This window comes from Paenibacillus sp. JNU01, from assembly GCF_059130585.1.
On the sequence record NZ_CP169723.1, the window covers coordinates 3,215,589 to 3,237,154 of the forward strand.

Annotated in this window: 15 protein-coding genes; 4 read left to right on the forward strand and 11 right to left on the reverse strand. The window is 47.7% G+C overall.

The annotated features are described in order from the left end of the window. Positions 1–30: 30 nt before the first annotated feature. The 5 genes from NLBNIHML_RS14085 to uvrB all read right to left on the reverse strand — a co-directional run bounded on the left by NLBNIHML_RS14085 (position 31) and on the right by uvrB (position 9,597). Positions 31–1,926: a stalk domain-containing protein gene (locus tag NLBNIHML_RS14085; RefSeq protein WP_494354569.1), complete on the reverse strand. Its 1,896-nt coding sequence runs from the start codon at positions 1,924–1,926 to the stop codon at positions 31–33. A gap of 43 nt (positions 1,927–1,969) precedes the next feature. Beyond that, entirely contained in the window at positions 1,970–3,139 is a 1,170-nt protein-coding gene (locus NLBNIHML_RS14090) for a S1C family serine protease (RefSeq protein ID WP_494354570.1), read from the reverse strand. Between the two features lie 460 nt (positions 3,140–3,599). Continuing rightward, positions 3,600–3,812, reverse strand: coding sequence for a hypothetical protein (locus NLBNIHML_RS14095; protein ID WP_017692026.1), 213 nt, complete (start codon positions 3,810–3,812; stop codon positions 3,600–3,602). 337 nt (positions 3,813–4,149) lie between these two features. Further along, positions 4,150–7,008 carry an excinuclease ABC subunit UvrA gene (gene uvrA / locus NLBNIHML_RS14100; protein ID WP_339257602.1) on the reverse strand — a complete coding sequence of 953 codons (2,859 nt, stop codon included), beginning with the start codon at positions 7,006–7,008 and terminating at the stop codon, positions 4,150–4,152. Between the two features lie 597 nt (positions 7,009–7,605). Next, positions 7,606–9,597 carry an excinuclease ABC subunit UvrB gene (gene uvrB / locus NLBNIHML_RS14105; protein ID WP_342571153.1) on the reverse strand — a complete coding sequence of 664 codons (1,992 nt, stop codon included), beginning with the start codon at positions 9,595–9,597 and terminating at the stop codon, positions 7,606–7,608. A gap of 169 nt (positions 9,598–9,766) precedes the next feature. Between uvrB and NLBNIHML_RS14110 the strand changes: the two genes are divergently transcribed. Next, positions 9,767–10,564, forward strand: a complete 798-nt coding sequence (locus NLBNIHML_RS14110) for a flagellar motor protein (RefSeq protein ID WP_339238065.1) — start codon at positions 9,767–9,769, stop codon at positions 10,562–10,564. Then, positions 10,548–11,390 (forward strand): flagellar motor protein MotB, encoded by an 843-nt coding sequence (locus NLBNIHML_RS14115; RefSeq protein ID WP_339257606.1) that lies wholly within the window; start codon positions 10,548–10,550, stop codon positions 11,388–11,390. The genes NLBNIHML_RS14110 and NLBNIHML_RS14115 overlap by 17 nt, the downstream gene beginning before the upstream one ends. A 174-nt stretch (positions 11,391–11,564) precedes the next feature. On the opposite strand, the gene NLBNIHML_RS14120 is transcribed toward NLBNIHML_RS14115, so the two are convergent. The 3 genes from NLBNIHML_RS14120 to NLBNIHML_RS14130 are packed head-to-tail and all read right to left on the reverse strand — an operon-like array spanning position 11,565 to position 14,880. Then, entirely contained in the window at positions 11,565–12,743 is a 1,179-nt protein-coding gene (locus NLBNIHML_RS14120) for an ABC transporter permease (RefSeq protein ID WP_472476145.1), read from the reverse strand. Beyond that, positions 12,736–13,932 carry an ABC transporter permease gene (locus NLBNIHML_RS14125; protein ID WP_472476143.1) on the reverse strand — a complete coding sequence of 399 codons (1,197 nt, stop codon included), beginning with the start codon at positions 13,930–13,932 and terminating at the stop codon, positions 12,736–12,738. The genes NLBNIHML_RS14120 and NLBNIHML_RS14125 overlap by 8 nt, the downstream gene beginning before the upstream one ends. A gap of 12 nt (positions 13,933–13,944) precedes the next feature. Then, the gene (locus NLBNIHML_RS14130) at positions 13,945–14,880 is read right to left on the reverse strand and encodes an ABC transporter ATP-binding protein (protein ID WP_342571157.1); all 936 of its coding nucleotides are present in this window, start codon (positions 14,878–14,880) and stop codon (positions 13,945–13,947) included. A gap of 211 nt (positions 14,881–15,091) precedes the next feature. Here NLBNIHML_RS14130 and NLBNIHML_RS14135 point away from each other — a divergent pair, with 211 nt between their 5' ends. Beyond that, complete coding sequence (locus NLBNIHML_RS14135; RefSeq protein WP_472476141.1) at positions 15,092–16,303, forward strand: sensor histidine kinase; 1,212 nt, start codon at positions 15,092–15,094, stop codon at positions 16,301–16,303. Positions 16,304–16,324: 21 nt separating this feature from the next. Continuing rightward, on the forward strand, positions 16,325–17,014 hold the full coding sequence (locus NLBNIHML_RS14140) for a response regulator transcription factor (protein WP_339257615.1): 690 nt from the start codon (positions 16,325–16,327) through the stop codon (positions 17,012–17,014). 89 nt (positions 17,015–17,103) lie between these two features. On the opposite strand, the gene NLBNIHML_RS14145 is transcribed toward NLBNIHML_RS14140, so the two are convergent. From NLBNIHML_RS14145 to NLBNIHML_RS14155, 3 genes are all read right to left on the reverse strand, one after another. Beyond that, positions 17,104–18,432, reverse strand: a complete 1,329-nt coding sequence (locus NLBNIHML_RS14145) for a PDZ domain-containing protein (RefSeq protein ID WP_494354571.1) — start codon at positions 18,430–18,432, stop codon at positions 17,104–17,106. 64 nt (positions 18,433–18,496) lie between these two features. Next, positions 18,497–19,969 carry a S41 family peptidase gene (locus NLBNIHML_RS14150; protein WP_494354572.1) on the reverse strand — a complete coding sequence of 491 codons (1,473 nt, stop codon included), beginning with the start codon at positions 19,967–19,969 and terminating at the stop codon, positions 18,497–18,499. 135 nt (positions 19,970–20,104) lie between these two features. Then, positions 20,105–21,385: a murein hydrolase activator EnvC family protein gene (locus NLBNIHML_RS14155; RefSeq protein WP_339238082.1), complete on the reverse strand. Its 1,281-nt coding sequence runs from the start codon at positions 21,383–21,385 to the stop codon at positions 20,105–20,107. Positions 21,386–21,566: the final 181 nt, after the last annotated feature.

Genomic DNA, 21,566 nt, shown 5'->3' on the forward strand with positions numbered 1-21,566 from the left:
AGGTCACTGACCCTCCGGCATGCATCAATATTATTTAATAAAAGTAAATGAGTTCACTGCTTTTTCCAAGGCTGCCGCCTGAACTTCTGTCTTGTTGGCATCATTCAGACCACTTGTGATCGTATAGGTCGTTCCGTCCTTTTCAAACACGATCTGGCGACCCGCATATGGCACGCCTTTGTCCAGCTCATGATACGTGAAGGAAAATGCAGGCACACCCGCAAACGTCAGTTCCTCACTGCGAAGCAGCTGAAAGTTTTTCCGCGTTTTGGTGGCTTCAGCGTAAGCTTCTCTCAGTTGACTGACCGTCATCTCGATCGACTTGTCTTCACTCGCCGCAATGGAGAATTCTCCGCCCGTGAAGGTGTACACCACAGGTGAATACTCAAAACGATCACTGTAAGGTGTCCAGTAACGCGGAATATCCACACTGTATTTATAACGTTTGGATGTACGCGTAAGTGTCTTCGTTTTGTCCGTCAAATACGGATCTTCATCCAGCTGACCGAAATTATCGGCAACCGTATCAAAATCAATCTCGACACTCTTCATAATCCGTTCAAACCATGCCCGATCTGCACTTTGCTCTTCCGGGAATGTATACTCTGCATAATATCGATACCCATTCTTCTGCAAAAGAACATCGAATTCGGTCTGCCAGCCGCCGCCAAAGTTATAACGGAATTCGTTCACCTCGGCAGTCTCTCCCGAGATATCCATCGTATATGAGCCAATTGGCTCATAACTCTCTGGTGTAAATGTCTCGCGCATCCACTTATCCAGTTGGCCGCTCCAGTCTTTGACCGTTGTACCTGCTTTCGCCGAAGTGACACGCCATTGCAGATATGCACCATCTTTGGCTTCATAGATCATCTGATTGTTGTCGATCGACCAGCCCGCAGGAATCTTAAATTCAATACCATAGTCATCATTCCATGCGGAGCGCATGCCGTTATCTACAGTGGAGAGATCCTTGATCGTTCGATCCGATTCCGCATAGGTTGGCTGGAATGAATTGAGCAGCGCTGCACGTTTGCCCAGATCCTTATAATTCAGGGCTTCGTAATCTGCGAGGTACACATCATATTGACGGCCCTCGTTCAGATACTGACGCATCTCCCACAACATGCCATCTACATCTTTCACAATGATGCGTGCATAAGGCGTTTTACCTTTCGACACCGCTTCACGATCCAGCACCGTATCTCCCGATTGTTTGGCCTCCTGGACAAGTTGCTGCAACAAATCATCCGCATCCAGAGCCACGTCCTGATCGCTGACGTACACCTCAAGATAATAACTGTTGTCCGCAGCGCCAAAAGTCATCATGCGCTCCTGCTCACCGGTCTGGAAAACCATAAGGTCTGCCGGATAGTTAATGGACCAGCCGTAAAAGCTGTTGCCAATTCTGGTTTTGCCTTCATCCGGATGAAGGCCGTCCTCATCGTCTACCGAATCATCGGTTTGCAACAGACGAATCACCATTTCTCCGGAACTGTTCGGAGCTAGCGTTGCTCCAATCCCGGCGGCAACCGGACGAAGTGGAACCATAAGTACGCCATTCACCATCTTCGGAGCGGCACCCATCTCATGCTTTACACCATCTACCCAGGCAATTGAACTGCCAATCGTTAGGGTAACCGTGTGCGGACCTTCCTTGATTTTGACAATATCATTTTTCTCCAGCCGGATTTCACTGCCAAATGCTTTTTTGAATACACCGACAGGCACCATCGTAACACCCTTGACCTTGTAAGGTTTGGCTATGGCCTGCTTATCGCCGTTAATATAAGCGCTTGTGCTGCCCGCTTTGACCCGTAGTTCACTTGTCGTCAGATCAGATGCCCATACAGGTAATGCCGCTCCAATGGTCAGCATCCCGGTTAATACACCTGTGCTTAGCACACGTATCCATGACTTTTTCATTCCGTTCTTTCGTCCTCTCTCCATCCGGGCTGATCGCCGGGCTTTATTGTTCTTCATCTGCAAGGAACGCTTCATCTTCCTCGTCTACGATGTCTGCGCGATCAGCAAGTACCAACGTGCGGGTGACGATATCGCCATCCGATTGCATCAATAGCTTTACCTTTTGCCCAGGCAGATACGTTTTGAGCAGCTCATTGATATCTACTACAGAGGAGACACGTGTACCTGCCACACTATAGATGAAGTCGCCCTCTTTGATTTTGGCTTTCTTCGCTTCAGGAGACAGTACACCCGTGATCGTTAAAGGATCATCTGTAGGAAGGCCCACAATCGCAGACCAGCTTTCTTCCAGCTGTAGTCCCAGACTTGCACGTTTTATTTTGCCATATTTAAAAAACTGATCGATGATGTATTGAACGGTATCCACCGGAATCGAAAATCCCAAACTCTCTACGCCGACCGCAGAAAATTTCATGGAATTGATACCGACGACCTCACCCTTCAGGTTGACCAGCGGTCCTCCGCTATTTCCTGGGTTAATGGCCGTGTCGGTCTGAATTAACCGATAGGTCGCCTCAACACCACGATTCAAACCGCTAATGACCCCTACCGTTGCCGAGTTGCGCAAGGAAAAGGAAATCGGCGTACCCAAGGCGATCACCGTTTCACCAACAGAGGTTTGTGAAGCTTTGGCGAAGCTCGCCGGTTGGAGTGATTTGGCATTGATTTTGATTAGCGCCAGATCACTGAGTGCATCACTGTATGTTTTCGTAATTTTGTATGTATTGCCATCCGTCGTTACGACCACAGGGTTTGTTAATCCATCCACCACATGGGCATTCGTTACGATCCATCCATTGGATCGGATAATGACACCTGTACCATGCGCAATATTATAGCGGTTGTCTGATGATGCACCTTCTTGCACTTCGGTAGATTTCCCAATAATGCCTACAACCGAAGGAGATACCTTTTCGATCACTTTGGGGATGGCTTCACTTCCCTTGTACGTGTACATTCCTGATTTGGCATCATATTGTCCACTTCCACCAACTGCCTTGAGCAGATCTTTGGTATTCACATAGACTTGACCGTCCACCACTTTCGCTTGCATTGCCGCTTTGGATTCAGCCGCACCGGCCGTTGCCGCTACACTAATCGAGAGTACAGCAGCCATCAGTATGGCTATTCCCTTTTTACCCAACACGCTCATATTCTCACCTGACCCTCTCTATACATCCTTCTTGCGCGACTCGACATCGGATTCATCGCTGAATCTATTCTCTCTTTCTCTCATCTGCAATTCCGGTATCCTTCAATGTATCATACAAAATCTGGATATACAATTGTTTTAAGTCCTATTTTAGTAGAGAAGATAGAATCTTAATCAATCGCTCGATATAAACGAAAAAAACACCCTCCATGTCTCCCGTGGAAAGTGTTCCTTCATACCTCTTTTAGAGGTTGTTCAATAAGTTCGCTTTTGATTACGAAGGATGCCTAGTGGCATCATCAGCATCGAAGTTGAAATTCAGCCGAAATGTCCGTTGCTCACGTAGTTTGCCTACGCTCCGCTACTCCATTTCTAGCTTCATTCCATCTTCTCGGCACTGAAAACCGATCTTTTTGAACATGCACTAATCGCTTATATATCCTTCACTTCAGTGGCCTTTCTACTGAGCAAACCAACCGGTTATCATCGCATAATCCGTCATCAAAAATACAAGTAGACTGACTACTGCAAATCCGATCGCAAACAGATTCTTCTTCGGTGCCCGAAGAAGCCGAACGACTCCGATGAAAATCAGGATCGTAAATAAGATGACAAAAATATCAAATGCATTAAAATTCGATGTACTCGCCGTGGCAGCTTCTGCAAACAGCATGGATAGACAGACCTCCTTACCATAGTTGAACAGCTAACCCATACCCTAATATCTTCCTCTATGTTATCTGTACCCTGCTTGTAATGCAAGCCCTATCATCCATAAAAATGAAAAAAATCCAAATTGGCCGAATATTCCTGTAATGCTCGTCATAATGCATATGTAAACACTTTCACGCAATAACCTTAGACCGATCAAAACTGTGCATCATTCAAACTTAAAAAAGCCCTTCTTCCCGGAAGCAGAGCACGTTAGATCGTAATCCAACGTCTCAACCATTTCGAAAAGAAGGGCCAATACTGTCATTCATATGGTTCTAACTACTGGTTAGAGAATCTTAGTCCACCAATTGCAGTGCTTTGCTCCGCTCGGTATCCCGTTCCAGAACTGGCTTCAAGTACTTGCCCGTATACGAAGCCTCCACTTTGATGATGTCCTCAGGGGTTCCCGTTGCAACAATGGTTCCTCCACCGCTACCGCCTTCCGGACCCAGATCAACAACATAGTCTGCTGTTTTGATTACATCCAGGTTATGCTCAATCACCAAGACTGATTCACCTGAATCAACGAGACGGTGCAATACGTTGAGCAAACGGTCGATATCATCGACATGCAAACCGGTCGTCGGTTCATCGAGGATGTAGATGGTTTTCCCTGTACTGCGGCGATACAGCTCGGAAGCGAGCTTCACCCGCTGGGCTTCACCACCAGACAAGGTCGTTGCAGGTTGTCCCAGGTTGATATAACCGAGGCCCACATCCATCAGAGTCTGCATTTTACGATGTATCTTCGGAATGTTCTCGAAGAATTGGGTTGCATCTTCCACCGTCATTTCCAGCACATCGGAAATATTTCTGTTTTTGTATTTCACTTCAAGCGTTTCCCGATTGTATCGTTTGCCTTTGCAGACTTCACAAGGCACATAAACGTCCGGCAAGAAGTGCATCTCGATTTTGATAATACCGTCTCCACGGCAGGCTTCACAACGTCCACCTTTGATATTAAAGCTGAATCGGCCTTTCTTGTATCCACGTACCTTGGCTTCGTTCGTCTGGGCAAACAGATCCCGGATATCATCAAAGACGCCTGTATACGTAGCCGGGTTGGAACGTGGTGTCCGCCCGATTGGCGACTGGTCAATATCGATAACTTTATCAATATGTTCAAGACCACGAATTTCTTTATGCTGACCCGGACGTACCCGGGCACGGTTCAGATCACGTGCCAACGTTTTGTACAAAATCTCATTAATCAATGTGGATTTACCTGAGCCAGACACACCTGTTACCGCTGTAAATACACCTACCGGAATCTTCACGTTCAGATTCTTGAGGTTATTCTCTTTGGCTCCGCGCACTTCCAACCAACGGTCTCCTACACTACGGCGCTCTGTACGCACAGGAATGAACTTGCGACCACTCAGATATTGACCGGTTAAGGAGTTTTCATCGTTCATGATCTCTTCCGGTGTACCTTGTGACATAATGGTGCCTCCGTGGATACCTGCACCCGGTCCAATATCAATAATATAGTCCGCAGCCATCATCGTATCCTCATCATGTTCAACCACGATCAACGTGTTACCAATATCACGCATATGCGCAAGCGTTGAGATCAGACGGTCATTATCCCGTTGATGCAGACCAATACTCGGCTCATCCAGAATATAAAGTACACCCATCAGGCTGGAACCGATCTGTGTAGCCAGTCTGATCCGCTGGGCTTCTCCACCAGACAAGGTTCCGGCAGCACGACTCAGTGTAAGGTAATCCAGACCAACATTCACCAGGAAGCCGAGACGGCTGTTGATTTCTTTTAAAATAAGCTTGGCAATCGTCCGCTCCTTCTCCGTCAAATCCAATGTTTCGAAGAATCGGCCGGCTTCACCAATGGACAAACTAGTCACATAGGCCATGTTGTGATCATTGATTGTAACTGCAAGGCTCTCGCGTTTCAGACGCTGACCTTTACACGTACCACAAGGCTTTGCACTCATGTAACCCTCAATGAATTCACGGATACCTTCCGATGCTGTATCACGGTAACGACGCTCCAGATTGTTCACGATACCTTCAAAGGTAACCAGTGCTTCCTTGCGTTGTCCAAAATCGTTCTCATATCGGAAACGGATTTTCTCCGAACCCGTACCCTGCAGCAACTTGTTCATCTGCTCAGCGGGTAGATCTTCGACAGGTACATTTTGCGGAATGTTAAAGTGCTCACATACCGACTTCAAAAACTGCGGATAATAAGTAGATGTGCCACCTGTCCAGGCATCAAAAGCACCGTCTTCAATCGTCTTGCTGCGATCCGGTACGAGCAGATCAGGGTCAACGATCATTTTGACACCTAACCCATCACAATCCGGGCAAGCGCCGAAGGGACTGTTAAATGAGAACATCCGTGGTGCAAGCTCTTCAATACTGAATCCACACACCGGGCAGGCAAAGTTGGAACTGAAGCGCAACTCTTCTTCACCCATAATGTCCACCAGGAGTTGTCCGCCGGACAAATTAAGTGCTGTTTCAATAGAGTCGGCCAGACGCGCCTGTACATCATCTTTTACAACGATCCGGTCAACAACGACTTCAATTGTATGCTTTTTGTTTTTCTCCAATTGGATATCTTCTGACAGGTCACGAAGTTCCCCGTTCACCCGTACACGGACAAAGCCCTGCTTGGACACATCGGCAAATACACTTTTGTGCTCACCCTTACGTCCCGAGATAATGGGGGCCAGTATTTGTAGCCGGGTACGCTCCGGGTATTGCATGATACGGTCAACCATTTGTTCTACGGTCTGGGAGCTGATTTCCACGCCATGGTCCGGACAGTGTGGATGGCCCACACGTGCAAATAACAGACGCAGGTAATCATAGATTTCCGTCACCGTTCCCACCGTGGAACGCGGGTTACGGCTTGTTGTTTTTTGATCTATTGAAATGGCAGGAGATAATCCTTCGATGGAATCCACATCCGGTTTCTCCATCTGTCCCAGAAACTGCCGTGCGTAAGCTGACAATGATTCGACATACCGTCGCTGTCCTTCTGCGTATATGGTGTCAAAAGCCAGCGAGGACTTGCCTGAGCCACTCAGGCCGGTCAATACAACAAAGCGGTCACGCGGGATGGTAATGTCGATATTTTTCAGGTTATGCGCTCGTGCGCCTTTAATGACAATGTTATCGCTCGCCAATAGTATTCATCCTCTCAAATTTACTATCCAAACCTTTTAAAAGGCTTTTCGATCCCTCCCAAACCCTCCCTTCCAAGGGAGGGCCCCAGAGGGCGCAGCCCTCTGGACACCCGAAACAAGCGGTGCAGCGGTGAGAGGTCGGGTCTTGCTATGTGAAGGGTTGCCGTGTGCCCGCGGTTTCTGATAAGGTTCCGGCCTATTGCCGGAACCTTATCAGACCGCTCTACTGCGAGGGGACGCTCTCGGCTTCGCCACGTTCGCGACGGGTCGCCATTGCCTTTGGCTCGGCTCCGAGGTCAAGAACGGGACGCTCTCGGCTTCGCCTTGGTCGCGACGGGTCGCCATTGCGTTCGGCTCGGCTCCAAGGTCAATAACATCGTACCTCTTGGCTATCAGGGGGACACGACTCCCAATTGCTTTCCTATAAACCTTTTAACCAATTTCAACATTTCTATCAGTATAGACCCGAATTCAAGATTTCAACATCTCTTATTATCGGTACATATCAACGATTTCCTTACTCAACAAGAGAACGGCCAATTGGCCGTTCTCTTGTTACAGATCCATCTTTACTGGAGCATATGAATGAGCTGTATCTTATTCAGCGCGAAGTTCCAGCAACGCATCACGAAGCTCGGCAGCACGCTCAAACTGCAAGTTTTTGGCTGCATCTTTCATCTCTACCTCTAGGCGCTGAATAAGCGCCTGACGGTCTTTCTTCGACATCTTCTCGGCAGCGCCGGTGAGATAGTCTTTCTTAGATTCGGCAACTTTGGTTGCCTCAATCACATCACGCACTTTTTTGCGAATCGTCTGTGGTGTGATTCCATGCTTCTCGTTGTACTCGATCTGGATTGCACGACGACGTTCGGTCTCCTTTATCGCCTTATCCATCGAATCGGTCACTTTGTCACCGTATAGAATAACGCGACCGTCGCTGTTCCGTGCCGCCCGCCCAATCGTTTGGATCAGTGAGCGTTCAGAACGCAAGAATCCTTCCTTATCAGCATCCAAAATGGCTACCAAGGATACTTCGGGCAGATCGAGACCTTCCCGTAACAAGTTGATCCCGATCAGGACATGGAAAACACCCAACCTTAAATCACGTAAAATGGCCATCCGTTCCAACGTCTTAATCTCGGAGTGCAAGTAACGTACCTTAATTCCAATTTCCTTCAGATAATCCGTCAGGTCCTCAGACATCTTCTTCGTTAATGTTGTAATCAACACACGCTCGTCTTTGGCAATCCGGTCATTAATCTCACCAATCAAATCATCAATCTGTCCCTTTGTTGGACGCAGTTCAATAATTGGATCAAGCAATCCGGTTGGACGGATAATCTGTTGCACCATCGTATCGGTATGCTCAATCTCATACGGGCCTGGTGTTGCTGATACATAGATAATCTGATCCATTTTGCCTTCAAACTCTTCGAATTTGAGCGGACGATTATCCAGCGCTGACGGCAGGCGGAAACCATGTTCAACCAGTACTGTCTTCCGCGCTTGGTCACCATTGTACATCGCACGGATCTGTGGCAGAGTCACGTGAGACTCATCGACCACGATCAACATGTCATCCGGGAAATAGTCCATCAATGTATATGGAGTATCGCCGCGTTCGCGGAAAGTCAGGGGACCGGAATAGTTCTCAATCCCCGAACAGAATCCGACTTCCTTCATCATCTCGATATCATACCGTGTGCGCTGCTCCAGTCGCTGAGCCTCCAACAGTTTCCCCTGTTCACGCAACACTTCAAGACGCTCCTCCAGTTCACGCTCAATGTTCACCAGCGCAACCTTCATCGTCTCTTCTTGCGTTACGAAGTGAGACGCCGGGAAGATGGCAATATGTTCACGTTCGCCAATCAGTTCTCCGGTCAACACATCAATCTCCGTAATCTTCTCGATCTCATCACCAAACAATTCAACACGAATTGCATGTTCACCCTTGGAAGCAGGGAAAATCTCAACAACATCCCCACGAACACGGAACGTACCCCGTACAAAGTTAATATCGTTCCGCTGATACTGAATCTCTACCAGACGGGACAAAATCTGATTGCGCGGTTTCTCCATGCCTACCCGAAGTGACAGCAACATGCTTGAATACGAGTGCGGTGAACCCAAACCATAGATGCAAGAAACACTCGCTACAATGATGACGTCCCTACGCTCAAACAACGAACTTGTCGCTGCATGCCGCAGTTTGTCGATCTCTTCATTAATACTTGAATCCTTCTCGATATACGTATCGGAGGACGGAATATATGCTTCTGGCTGAAAATAATCGTAATAACTGACAAAATACTCAACCATGTTATTAGGAAAAAAGTCTTTGAACTCACTTGCAAGCTGCGCTGCCAACGTCTTGTTGTGTGCAATAATCAGCGTAGGACGTTGCAGTTGGGCTATCGTCTGGGCGATCGTAAACGTCTTACCCGTACCGGTTGCACCCAGCAGTGTCTGGTACCTCTTCCCCTCCTGAACACCCTTCACCAATTCTTTAATGGCAGCAGGTTGATCACCTTGGGGAGAAAACTCTGACTCGATTTCGAACGTTTTGTCGCTCATTATAATATCGCTCATTGCCGTATCTCACCCTATCGTCTAAAATAATAGTCACTATATATTGTCGAAGTTCCCCGAATTTTCATATGGGAAAACTTATAGTAATAGGAATATTTGTTCCCTTTTAATTATACCTCGTTCGTTTTAGTGATGCAAACGTGAAATGAAGATAGGAGTGGGTTAATTTATGGATATTGCGACACTTATCGGTATTATTGCCGGAATTGCCGCAGTCATTAGCGGTTTTTTGTGGGAAGGCGGCCAGTTGTCCGGTCTTCTGCAAAAAACGGCTGCTTTAATTGTATTCGGTGGAACGATTGCTGCTGTGGTTGCCAGTTTCCCAGCGCATCGTCTTCGTACGATTCCAGCTGCCCTGCGTATGGCTTTTGGACGTCACAATAATGATTCAGGCTTGTGGGTTGAAGAATTGGTCGAGATGTCTTCGATCGCACGCCGCTCAGGTGTGCTTGCATTGGAACGCAAGGTTATGGATCATCCGCATCCATTTTTGCAAGACGGTATTCAGATGGTTGTCGATGGTACGGATCAGGATGTGGTTCGCCAGATCCTTGAGATGGAGATTGACTCTATTGAACAAAAACATGAGGGCTACGCCAAAATTTTCGAATCTGCTGGCGGTTATGCCCCAACCATGGGTATCATCGGAACCGTGATGGGACTTATTCAGGTCCTTGGCAGTTTGACCGATCCCACCGGACTCGGACCTGCTATTGCTGTTGCCTTTACCGCAACCCTGTATGGGGTCGCCAGTGCCAATCTTATCTTTTTGCCCATTGCATCCAAAATCAAATCCAGAGGTGCTGACGAAGTGCAGACCATGGAAATGCTTCTTGAGGGTGTACTTGCCATTCAGAACGGTGAGAATCCCCAGCTTGTACGCAAAAGACTGGAGTCTTTCACCCTTACGCATCGTCAGCCTATACGCCCCCTAGCAAAGGAGGGATTGGATGAGTCGGCGCAGTAAACGGCGCGGAAAACGTGAAACAGTTGATCATCGGGATCGCTGGATGATAACTTATGCCGATCTCATAACCTTGCTTCTGATCTTTTTTGTCATCATGTACGCCATGAGCAATCTGGATTCCGGTAAATATGACGTCGTTACTCAGTCGTTACAAAATACATTCAATGCGTCCGACTCGATCCTTGAACTTGGTGAAGGACTCGGCGAGAAACCCGGACAGACGATTACTGAGACTCCACCATCCGGAATTCAAGGGGAAGATTCTTCAAAAGGTGAAGGAAACCCTTCCGATTCCGGAACGGCAACGCCAGATGATGATGACAAGCCCCTCACAGAACGGGAAGAACAATTCAGATCACAGGAGCAGGAACTGCAAAATCTGTTCAATGTGATTACCCAATATATCGAGGATAATAAACTGGAAAATCAGATTTTTGTTGCGGACAAGCCACAGGGCCTATCCATTACACTTAGTGACCGCTTCCTGTTTGATCAGGGACAGGCCGCTCTGAAGGACGGTGCAGCACCAACGCTCAGTAAGCTTGCCAGCCTGTTCCGGGATCTAAATACCGTTGTCAGCATTGAGGGTCATACCGATAACGTTCCTGTCGGAGCAAACTCGGCCTATACTGATAACTGGCAGCTTTCCGGGGAACGCGCACTGTCTGTATTACGCTTTTTTCTGGATACAGAGAAACTTAACCCGGACGGATTCCAGTATGCCGGATATGCGGATACTCGCCCAACGGGTGACAACACCACAGCGGCCGGAAGACAAAAGAACCGTCGGGTCGAAATCACTGTCTTGCGTCAACTCCAACCTTAATCATCTATATCTCGTTTAATGCATCATTAACATTCTTTAATCTTCATTCTTATATCAAACAAAAAGCACGTTCTGCTGAATCAAGTTCAGGCAGAACGTGCTTTTTGTTTGATATCTTTTTCGGTTGACATTAGCTCTCCAAAACTCGTCTTGATCTTGATCTACACCTTATGCCTATGCCTCTACTCCTGGCTGGCTAGGACGCAGAATAGCCGAGCCTACAGTCAGCAAAATGGCAGCCATGCCAAACAAAATCAATAGTGGCAGTGTAATATCCGACAGTGTACCACCAGCAGAGATCGTCTCCACCGCCTGAATCGCCCATTTCTGCGGAACAAAGTTGGCGAGCTTTTGCATATAGTCAGGCATGAACGAGATGGGCCAGAAACAACCGCCTATCATACAGGTAGGCATAATGACAAGTGAATTCAGCATATTCGCATTTTTGGGATTACGGATTAATCCTGCCACGGTACTTGCGAGCCCCATGGAGACCAACATGAATGCTGCCAAGATCAGGAAATGAATGCCAAAAGGAATACCGGCATCATAATGAATCAGCCACCTGCTGACTCCCAAAACGATTACAATCTGAATCATACCAATGACAAAGCTACCCAGGAAATTGCCAAGCGCAATCTCATATGCACGAACGGGTGCCGTATATACTCTCGCCATCGTACGTTTCCTGCGATCTTCCATGATCACAGCCACTGCACTGGTCAGCAGCCCCATCATAAACATGATTGTAAATCCAGTCACATTGTTCAGGCCTGGCTTGGGATAGATCTGCAGAGCGGTGACTTCACCAGCAACCCGATGCTTTCCTATCTCCTGTAAAAGCTGTTCAAATCGCTTCTGTATACTCGATAGTTTATCAGTCTCACTTGAGACAGGACCTGCGGCCAACGTAATAGCTGAAGCAGATTGTTGCAATCCACTCGCCAAACCTTCAACAGCTGCTCGCAGTGTGTAGGAAGCTTCGCTTATCCGCAGCTCCACCAGTTGAATTTCAGTTGCCTTGCCTTGTAAGAGATCTTCCGTATATCGCTTTGGAATAATGATGCCAGAACTTCCTTTTTGCTGAGCGATGGCTTCCTTCACTTCTGCTTCGTTAGTCATCGGCTTGAGCAGGTACTCCTCTCTGCCAGCAAGTTCTTGAATCATCCACGCTCCTGCTGCCCCTCCACCCTCATTGACATAGGGGATAACAGTACGTGCACTCTGCTCGTTTCCAAAAAGAGCAACCGCCCCTGTAACCACCAGGCAAGGCAGAAGTAGAAACGTAATGAAGCCCATTTTACGACCTAGTGTACGTCTAATCATCAACCAGGCGATGTGTAGACTATTCATATCGGTATCCTGCCTTTCTATAGATTAATCCCGAGATCAACAGTAATACAGCGCATACCACGCCTAGCATCAGAATGCTATATACAATCTCGCCTACTGGTGCATCCAGCATCATTCTCAGAAAACTCTGGAGCGCCCAGTGGTTAACCGTGAATTCGCTAAGCCGTTGTACAAAATCAATCGGAATGGGTCTAAACCCGCCACTAATGAATGTCATAGCTATGATGATACCTTGGATGGTTGCGCTGGCCGATGCCGTGGTTTTGCATATTAATGCCACGATCACGCCAAGGGTCATGGATGCCAATGTGATTCCTACACAAGTCAGCACAATATACCAGGGATGGGTTCCCCAATCTACACCGTAGAACCAAGACGTCATAAGGATAATCGTCGTTGCCTGCAAGAAAGCGAGCAGACTATTGCCTGCAATTTTGCCAGCGAAAATAACTCCGTTACCAATCGGCGCAGCCTGAAGGCGAATCAACGTTCGGTTATCCCGCTCTCCAAAAAGGCTGGTACTTGTCGTCATACCGGAGTACAACATGAACATGGCCAGCATGGATGCGGCATAGTATTGAGAAGCGCTGTAGGCTGTGCCTGTTTTTCCGGGATTGACGACAGTTATGGACGTGGAACTCTCCGCACCAGACTTCGAAGAAGAGGACATGACAGCAATCACTTCCGGACCAAGCACTCTGGTCATCGCCATCTGTCGGTTCCATTCATCCGTAAATCGCGTGAACAAAGTTTCGCCCAAGATATTGAGCGTATTATCCTTTCCTCGTATCCATTGTAACCTGGCCTCTTTCCCCGTCATCACGTTTTCCTCAAAATCCGAAGGAATCATTACAGCAAAGTCCAGCTTGCCGGTACGCAGCGAATGGACAGCCTCTTCCTCTGTTTTAAAGTTCTGCACCTTGACCATCTCAGCCACTCCCGGGGATGCAACGAATGTATCCAGCGCTTGATTAAGCGTATCTGATCCTCCACCAGATTCAGTACTCAAATGGATAATTCCCACACGTACACTATCTGGAATAACATCATCCGCCGTCCCCATCGTACTGGAAAGAGCCGTGCCCAATATAAAAATCAGTAACAACGGCAGGATGAACAGGTTCAATACCACAGATCGAATCTTAAGAATACGTCTTAACTCAAAGATGCAAATATGCCATATATTCATCTCTTGCTCCCCCTAGTCTCGAAGCGTACGCCCGGTCAGATTGAGGAACAATGTTTCCAAATCCGGTTCTTCAACCTTAAGTGATTGAATGGATATTTCATGTTTGCTGCAAATGAAGAGCAGATCCTGGAGATCCTGCTGTGCCGAAGGCAGCGTAATGGTCAATGTATTCTCTGAAACGTCTACCGATCGCACGCGAGGGTGAAGTTTCAATTCTTCCACGACGCCCGGACCGATACCGGAAGTGGAGAGCACTACTTTTTCCTCCGATGCCACCCGTTCTCTCAGCTCTGCTTCCGTGCCACAGGCAATGATTCGCCCTTGATCCATAATCGCAACCCGGTGACTAATCGCCGCCACTTCCTCCATGTAATGACTTGTATATATAATCGTTGAACCCATCTTGTTGAGTGTGCGTACCGATTCAAGGATATGATTCCGCGATTGTGGATCAATGCCTACTGTTGGTTCATCCATAATAATGAGATCCGGGCGATGTGTAATCGCACATGCGATGTTTAACCTGCGTTTCATACCGCCGGAGAAGGTCGAGGGAGCATCCTTAGCTTTATCCTGTAACCCTACAAATTCAAGGGACTCCTGCACTCTTTCCTTCAGCAATTTCCCACGCAATCCATACAGGCGGGCGAAAAAGGTTACATTCTCGGCAGCCGTCATCGTTTCGTACAAAGCCAGATCCTGCGGAACCAGTCCAATCTTGCGCTTTACCTCAAGTGGCTGCTCCTTAACCGATATACCATCTAATCTGATCTCCCCCTGATCCATGTTCAGGAGCCCGGCTATCATGCTGATGGTGGTACTTTTTCCTGCTCCATTGGGACCGAGTAATCCAAAAATTTCGCCTTTGCCAACACTAAGGTTCAAATGATCCACGGACAACCTGCTGCCGTATCGTTTCACAACATGATGTACTTCAAGTATACCCATCCCTTTTACGCCCCTCTTCCGTTTCGGCCTCTGCCGCTGGATTTCATATTTGTATTGTAACGGATCGCACTCTTTAGCGAAGGTACGAAAAGTCATGAATCGAAGGTGACTTAGGTCATCTCCTGCTTCAAATGCTGCTTATGGTATAATCAAGGGCGCATTACCGAGAGATTTTCTACTCCACTTTTTATATAAAGGATGTCACAACCCTATGCCGATGCGGTTTCTGCAATACGGATTAATTATCATTCCAGCCGTACTGTACATGTTGATGCTGCCCTTGGAAAACGAAGCTGTCTACACCCTATATATCATCATCGCGCTCGGACTCTCCGTGTGGAAAGATTTCAACCGTTCAAGTACACAGCAGTGGCTGTTGCTTTTGGCCGAAATACTCTGGAGCTGTTGGCTGATTGCTTCGTATGGACCCATCCTGCTATTCCTCTCTCTATCCGTGCTCTACGTGTATATATACAGACTCGAGGGAAACCGGAGATGGTTGATGTTTGCCATTCAGCTTGCCACAAGCAATGTCGCTTTGGGATGGTATTATTCTGTGCCACAGGTAACGCAGCCAGGGTTAACCACACTAAATACAATCACCACCACATTATTCTCCGCAGAGGCAACAACGATGGTCCTTGGCAACCTGCTTCTGCTCATCACAGCGGCTCTCTCCTGGCAGGGATCAAGAACAGCTACCAGCCGCGGACAACTGGAACAAGTCTATGACGAGCTCCGCAGTAAACATTACGAGCTTCAAGAAGCACGTGCACAGCTCCTGTTATTTACAAAGCAACTTGAAGGAGTAGCTCAGGCAGAGGAACGCACACGTATCTCCAGACAGCTTCATGATGATATCGGACATCGACTGATTCGCACCAAAATGATGTCGGAAGCCGCTCTGATGACTCTCCCCCGAGATCCGGAAAAAGGAACGGAAATGGTGAGACAGATTCGTGATCAATTGGCCACCAGTATGGATGATATGCGAAGTACACTTCACAAACTGCGACCGGATTCCTATGGTTCCAATACCTATGCACTGGATCGTCTTCTGGAGGAAGTGGGCAGAGATACCGGGGTGAAGACACATTTTGAAGTTCAAGGCGCATCCCATGTGCTGTACCCCAGCATACAAATCGTTTTATACAAAAATGTCAAAGAAGCCGTAACGAATGCACTACGACACGGAAATGCCTCTTCTATCACATTGGAGTTGGTATTCGCGGATCAGGAAATCTGTATGAGCGTAAGTAATGATGGCAAAATTAATCCGCATTCGTCTAAATCAAGTGGCATAGGACAGGAAAGCATGCGTATACGTACACAAATGGTGGGAGGAACCTTGGAGATCCAATCAGCTTATCCGTATACCGTGATTACACGCATTCCAATAACGAACCAGATGGATCTACTCTGAAAAAAGGAAGTGAATGTGCTCATGTCCGAACGGAATGATATGAACAACAAAAAGGATTCAGCCCAGCACCCACTTATTCGGCTGCTTCTCGCCGATGATGACTACTTCATCCGTGAGAGCCTGAAAGTGCTGCTTGGACTCGACTCTGGCATTCGCGTTACAGGTACGGCCTCAAATGGACAGGAAGCGTTGGAATTGCTTGAAGCAGGCACACCTGCGGATGTGGTGTTGATGGATATTCGGATGCCGGAATGTGACGGAGTTGAAGGTACTGGGCTGATCAAGGCACGCTTTCCTGAAATTCAGGTGCTCATGCTGACTACGTTTGACGACGATGAGTATATCATTCAGGCATTACAGAATGGAGCAAGCGGTTATTTGCTTAAAAATGTGCCGCCTGAACGGATTATTCAAGGCATCAAGACCGTACATAACGGCGATATGTTAATCCATCCGGATATTGCCCGCAAGCTAACAGGCCTTCTTCGTCCTTCTCCAACTTCCCAGACTCATCACCCAATCGAAGCCTATGGACTGACCCGTATGGAGCTGGCGGTTGCCGAGGCCATATCGGAGGGGCTATCCAACAAGGAAATTGCCGCCAAACTGTTCCTCAGTGAAGGCACGGTCAAGAACTACGTAACCGATATTCTGGGCAAGCTGAACTTGCGTGATCGGACCCAAATCGCTATCTTCATGTTAAAAAAATAACAAAAAGGTATTTCCCTTGCCTGCGACGGCGCTCAGAAATACCTTTTTCATTGCTTGATGTATGCAACATACTTCATCACATATGTTAGTTACATCTCCACGGACCCTTTATCACTGGCCACAGGAGCTGGCGGTAATGCCAAGGGAGCTTCGTCCCTGTGTGGTTTTTTCAGACGGGCAAGCAACTTGAGGTTGATGATATGGAACAGCGTCAGTGGACGCAACCGAATCGCCCAGACCTCGTGATTGTCAGGTGCCATAATGACCCCAAGCTGATGATGTTCCCCTTCATAGATTGCTCGCTGCATGAACTTGCTTTCTCCCTGGTGATTTCGTACCTCCAGCTTGCAAAAAGCCGGATTCATCCGCAGGGCGCGATGCAACTCTTCCGGTGAATGAACCAACTTGCCATTCACCTTGTACAATGTCTCTCCAGCTTCAATCCCCAGATCCGCAGCAGGACTCTCCGGAATAACAGCCAATACCTTCAACCCATGCTGCGGATGGACAAATACCGGGCTGCGGTTTTGCTCTTCAAATGCACTGTACCATACCAGAAATTCATGTCCAATAAATGCAATCAGCGCAGCAACCACCATAAGTGGAGACCACCATGCAGCAAGCAAACTGAACACGAGCAAGGTTGTCCCATATAACATCAACCGTTGGGACGAGATCTGCACCTTCCGTCCAGGAAGCATACTTTGCGTTATTTCACCAAATCCGAGCATGATGGGCAACGCAAACAGCATATAGCTCTGGCCGGCATTCATGAGTGGATTCCAAGCCAGTTCCGCGCCATTACCTGTGACTGGTACAAGAATCAGTAGGGGAATAGCCCAGAACTGTTGCAGTTGATATCCACCAACCAGTTTCCCGCGTTTTCCCTCGAAGAGAAGCGGTGATGCCATGGATACTCCCTGCATGCGTACCAACAGGGCTTCACCCATATGTAGAAGGGCCGCCAGGACAAGCAGTGCAGGCATATCCAAGGTACGTAACGTTTCCGTTATACTCCCTACCCAACCTGAAGGTTGCCAGCCTGAAGCCAGATTCAAACCAAATTGTAGCACACCCAGTAACCCGGCCGCGTAGGCAAAACACAGATACCGGATACGAAACAAGGATAGAATTAACGTTGCAGCCCATATGCATATCAGGCTTCCCAGTGTGAGATGTGCACCGAGGAATAGGGATACAATCGAGACGATGGTACCAATGAGTATGCCTCCCAGTACGGCACGAATCGTCTGTGTAATTGAGCTTTGCAAACGAACATGAAACAATTTACGCTCCTGCAGTAATTGACGATGATAGATGAGCGCAATCAGGATCACCGCAATATAATAAAACGGCTGAATAAACAACTGCAACACTGCTTCGCCTAATGTAGTTAACCACGGCCATACCCATTCCATCGTGGTTCTTCACCCCTCTCTTTCAGCCGGTTCAGAAAAAAAGAAGGCTGAAAATCAGCCTTCTTTATGGCTTCGACACAGCGGACGAAATATCCTTTGAGACATTTTCGATCGCGCGTTTCAGCTGTGCATCATATTGAGGATTGGCAATACGTTCAATCAGAGCCGCTTCCAGTGATTCAGCGGTTTTCTCGTCAATCTGGCCTGTGGCCTGAATGCCTTTTTGCTTCTGGAATGCCTTGACCGCTTCTTCCGTCTTCTGGTCGTAGTATCCATCCACACGATCCGGTTTGAAATCGAGTCCTCTCAGCATCGTCTGCGCACTTTTCACATCCGTGCTATTGCTGTCATATTTCAGTGGTAACTTCTCTTTATTAATCGGTGCCACCGAGAAATAATCCGGCTGGTCTACCGCAATATCCGGTTTGATTCCTTTTTCATGAATCCAGTCCCCGTTCGGCGTGAGCCATTTGGCAATGGTAATCTTCAGCAAGCTGCCGTCACCCATTTGCTTGTCATAACTCGTCTGCACGGTTCCTTTACCAAAGGAATTTTCACCAATCAACTTCGCACCTGCTGACTGTTGTAATGCACCGGCCAAAATCTCCGACGCACTGGCACTGCCTTTGTTCATCAGGACTGTGACTGGATAAGCTTTGGCTGATCCATTGGATTTGCTTTGTTCCCTTTTGCCGTTCTTGTCTTCAACTTGCACAATAACCTTGCCTTTAGGAACAAACTGTTCAGCAATATCAATCACGACTTGCAATACACCGCCTGGGTCATTCCGTACGTCGATGACCAGACCTTTCATGTTCTGCTTCTCAAGCTTCGCCAACTCTTCCTTGAAGCGATCGCCTGTATTCAAAGAGAATTGAGTAATGGCAATGACGCCAATTCCGCCATCCTCCATGTGAGCATATACGGTCTCCAGATCTATGTCATCCCGCACAATAACAAACTCAATCAGTTCGGTAGATCCGGCACGTTTGACCTGTACCTTCGCTTCACTACCCTTAGGACCTCTGATTTTGTTGACAGCCTTGTTCAGTTCCAACCCTTGCAGGGATTCGCCGTTGACTGACATAATCATGTCTTTCGCACGAATACCCGCTTTTTCGGCAGGTGATCCTTTGATTGGGGAAACAACAACGACATTTCCATCCTGTGAGGATACCTCTGCGCCAATACCGGTAAATGAACCTTCGATCGACTCTTCAAACTGAGCAGCCGTTTCCTGCCCCATATAGTTGGAGTACGGATCACCAAGGGATTCCATCATGCCGTTGATCGCACCGTCAATCAATTTGGTCTGATCCACGTCTTTATAATAGTTGCTTGAGATCAAATCCATCGCGGTTTCAATCTTCTTCAAATCGTTCTTCTGCTGCGTACTGCCGGTTACACTGGCTAGCAAACCCTCGCCAGCTGTGGTCTGGTTCGCTATTCCCGGGTAAGTCATTAGTACCAGGGTTAGCAAACTACCACCCAGAAGACCCAAAATGACAAGCAGTAGCGCCGATCTTTTTTTCATCATCCGTTTGTCACCGCCTTTCGTTTTAAAGCGTGTCCGATTCCATTGTTGCTTGGACCCATTCCCTGAACATGCCAGCTTAGTATATGTCTAGCTTGTACGGAATATGTTTTTTCCATTCGGTCAATGGAGCAATAATTACAAATAGTTCATCGGATTTACCGCGGTACCGTTATCTCTTACTTCAAAGTGCAAGTGAGGTCCCGTGGAGTTTCCTGTATTACCTGACTCAGCAATGGTATCACCTTTGCTTACAGTGTCTCCCTTGCTGACTTTAAATCCACCTTCGCGCAAGTGACCATATAACGTCCAAAGACCACCGCCATGGTCCACAATAACGGTATAACCATAACCGCTATACCATTCAGCCATGATCACGATTCCGCCAGAGGCCGCGTGAACTGAAGTTCCCTGAGGAACAGCAAAATCGACACCGGCATGCATTTTACCCACTACACCCGTAATTGGATGGGTACGGGGACCGAAACCAGAAGAAATACGTCCTCCAGATACCGGTTTTGAGAAGATACCATTACCGGATGAATAGGTAACCTCACTGCTGCTATCCGCGCTGACTCTGGTTGGTGCCTTGGCAGCAGCTTTCGCCCGGGCAGCAGCTGCTGCTTTGGCTTTCGCCGCTGCGGCTGCTTGCTGTTCACGCAATTTATTTTTCTCTTGAAGAAGGGCCGAACGTTTGCTGGCAATCTGCATCAATACGTCTTCCTGCTCTTGTGTCAACTCTTCTGACTCTTCGATTTTAGCATCATATGAAGCGAGAAGCACTTGCTTTTCCGCTTCTTTTTCATTCAATTGGGACTTACGCTGTTTCTTCTGTGCATACAGGCTCTTGGCTTCCGCATATTGCACATCCAATTCTGCCTTTTTGTCCACGACAAGTTGCTTGTCCGCTTTGTGCTCATCCAGCAGATGCTGATCCTGATCCACGATCGTTTTGAGTGAATCCGCACGGGTCAGAAAGTCAGTGAAGCTGGTGGAGGACAACAATACATCCAGATAGGATACAGCACCGTCTGTATACATCAGGCGTACACGTGACTCCAACAATTTCTCCCTTGCAACAATGCGTTCTTCTGCCGCTTGCAGATCTTTCTTCGTTGTACGGAGATCTTCCTCCGTGTTCTCGATTTGCAAGGATACGCTAGCCAGTTCATCACTAACGACATTAATCTGTTCCATGACAACCTTCAGATAAGCGTTGGTTTTGTTTTTGTAATGCTGCGCTTCCTTTTTGTTGGAAGCCGCTTTTTTTTGCTCCTGCTTGGCAGAAGCTGCCTTGCTCTCCAGTTGCTGAATCTGTTGGTCAATATCGCTGATGCTGCTCTTGGCATATCCGTCAGAAGGTTGAAGCGTCAAACTGGCCAATAACGTAAAGGCCAGCAGCGAAGCAGTTTTTTTCAAAATGATGATCCCCCATCCTATGATTTCACAAGAAAGCAACCTGCACAGGTGGCGAACAGCATGTTCTTTGCTTTCTTCCATCTTAAAGACTCCGTCTTTCCTACATATCGTCAAACAGCGCCCATTAATGAACCTGCTTTACCATTCTTTTCGACATATTCTGCAATTTGATCGTTTCAAA

Bases quoted from the DNA above. Each gene is read 5' to 3' on its own strand.
- NLBNIHML_RS14085 (WP_494354569.1), bottom strand. From the start codon at position 1,926: ATGAAAAAGTCATGGATACGTGTGCTAAGCACAGGTGTATTAACCGGG.
- NLBNIHML_RS14090 (WP_494354570.1), bottom strand. From the start codon at position 3,139: ATGAGCGTGTTGGGTAAAAAGGGAATAGCCATACTGATGGCTGCTGTA.
- NLBNIHML_RS14095 (WP_017692026.1), bottom strand. From the start codon at position 3,812: ATGCTGTTTGCAGAAGCTGCCACGGCGAGTACATCGAATTTTAATGCA.
- uvrB (WP_342571153.1), bottom strand. From the start codon at position 9,597: ATGAGCGATATTATAATGAGCGACAAAACGTTCGAAATCGAGTCAGAG.
- NLBNIHML_RS14110 (WP_339238065.1), top strand. From the start codon at position 9,767: ATGGATATTGCGACACTTATCGGTATTATTGCCGGAATTGCCGCAGTC.
- NLBNIHML_RS14115 (WP_339257606.1), top strand. From the start codon at position 10,548: ATGAGTCGGCGCAGTAAACGGCGCGGAAAACGTGAAACAGTTGATCAT.
- NLBNIHML_RS14120 (WP_472476145.1), bottom strand. From the start codon at position 12,743: ATGAATAGTCTACACATCGCCTGGTTGATGATTAGACGTACACTAGGT.
- NLBNIHML_RS14125 (WP_472476143.1), bottom strand. From the start codon at position 13,932: ATGAATATATGGCATATTTGCATCTTTGAGTTAAGACGTATTCTTAAG.
- NLBNIHML_RS14130 (WP_342571157.1), bottom strand. From the start codon at position 14,880: ATGGGTATACTTGAAGTACATCATGTTGTGAAACGATACGGCAGCAGG.
- NLBNIHML_RS14135 (WP_472476141.1), top strand. From the start codon at position 15,092: ATGCCGATGCGGTTTCTGCAATACGGATTAATTATCATTCCAGCCGTA.
- NLBNIHML_RS14140 (WP_339257615.1), top strand. From the start codon at position 16,325: ATGTCCGAACGGAATGATATGAACAACAAAAAGGATTCAGCCCAGCAC.
- NLBNIHML_RS14145 (WP_494354571.1), bottom strand. From the start codon at position 18,432: ATGGAATGGGTATGGCCGTGGTTAACTACATTAGGCGAAGCAGTGTTG.
- NLBNIHML_RS14150 (WP_494354572.1), bottom strand. From the start codon at position 19,969: ATGATGAAAAAAAGATCGGCGCTACTGCTTGTCATTTTGGGTCTTCTG.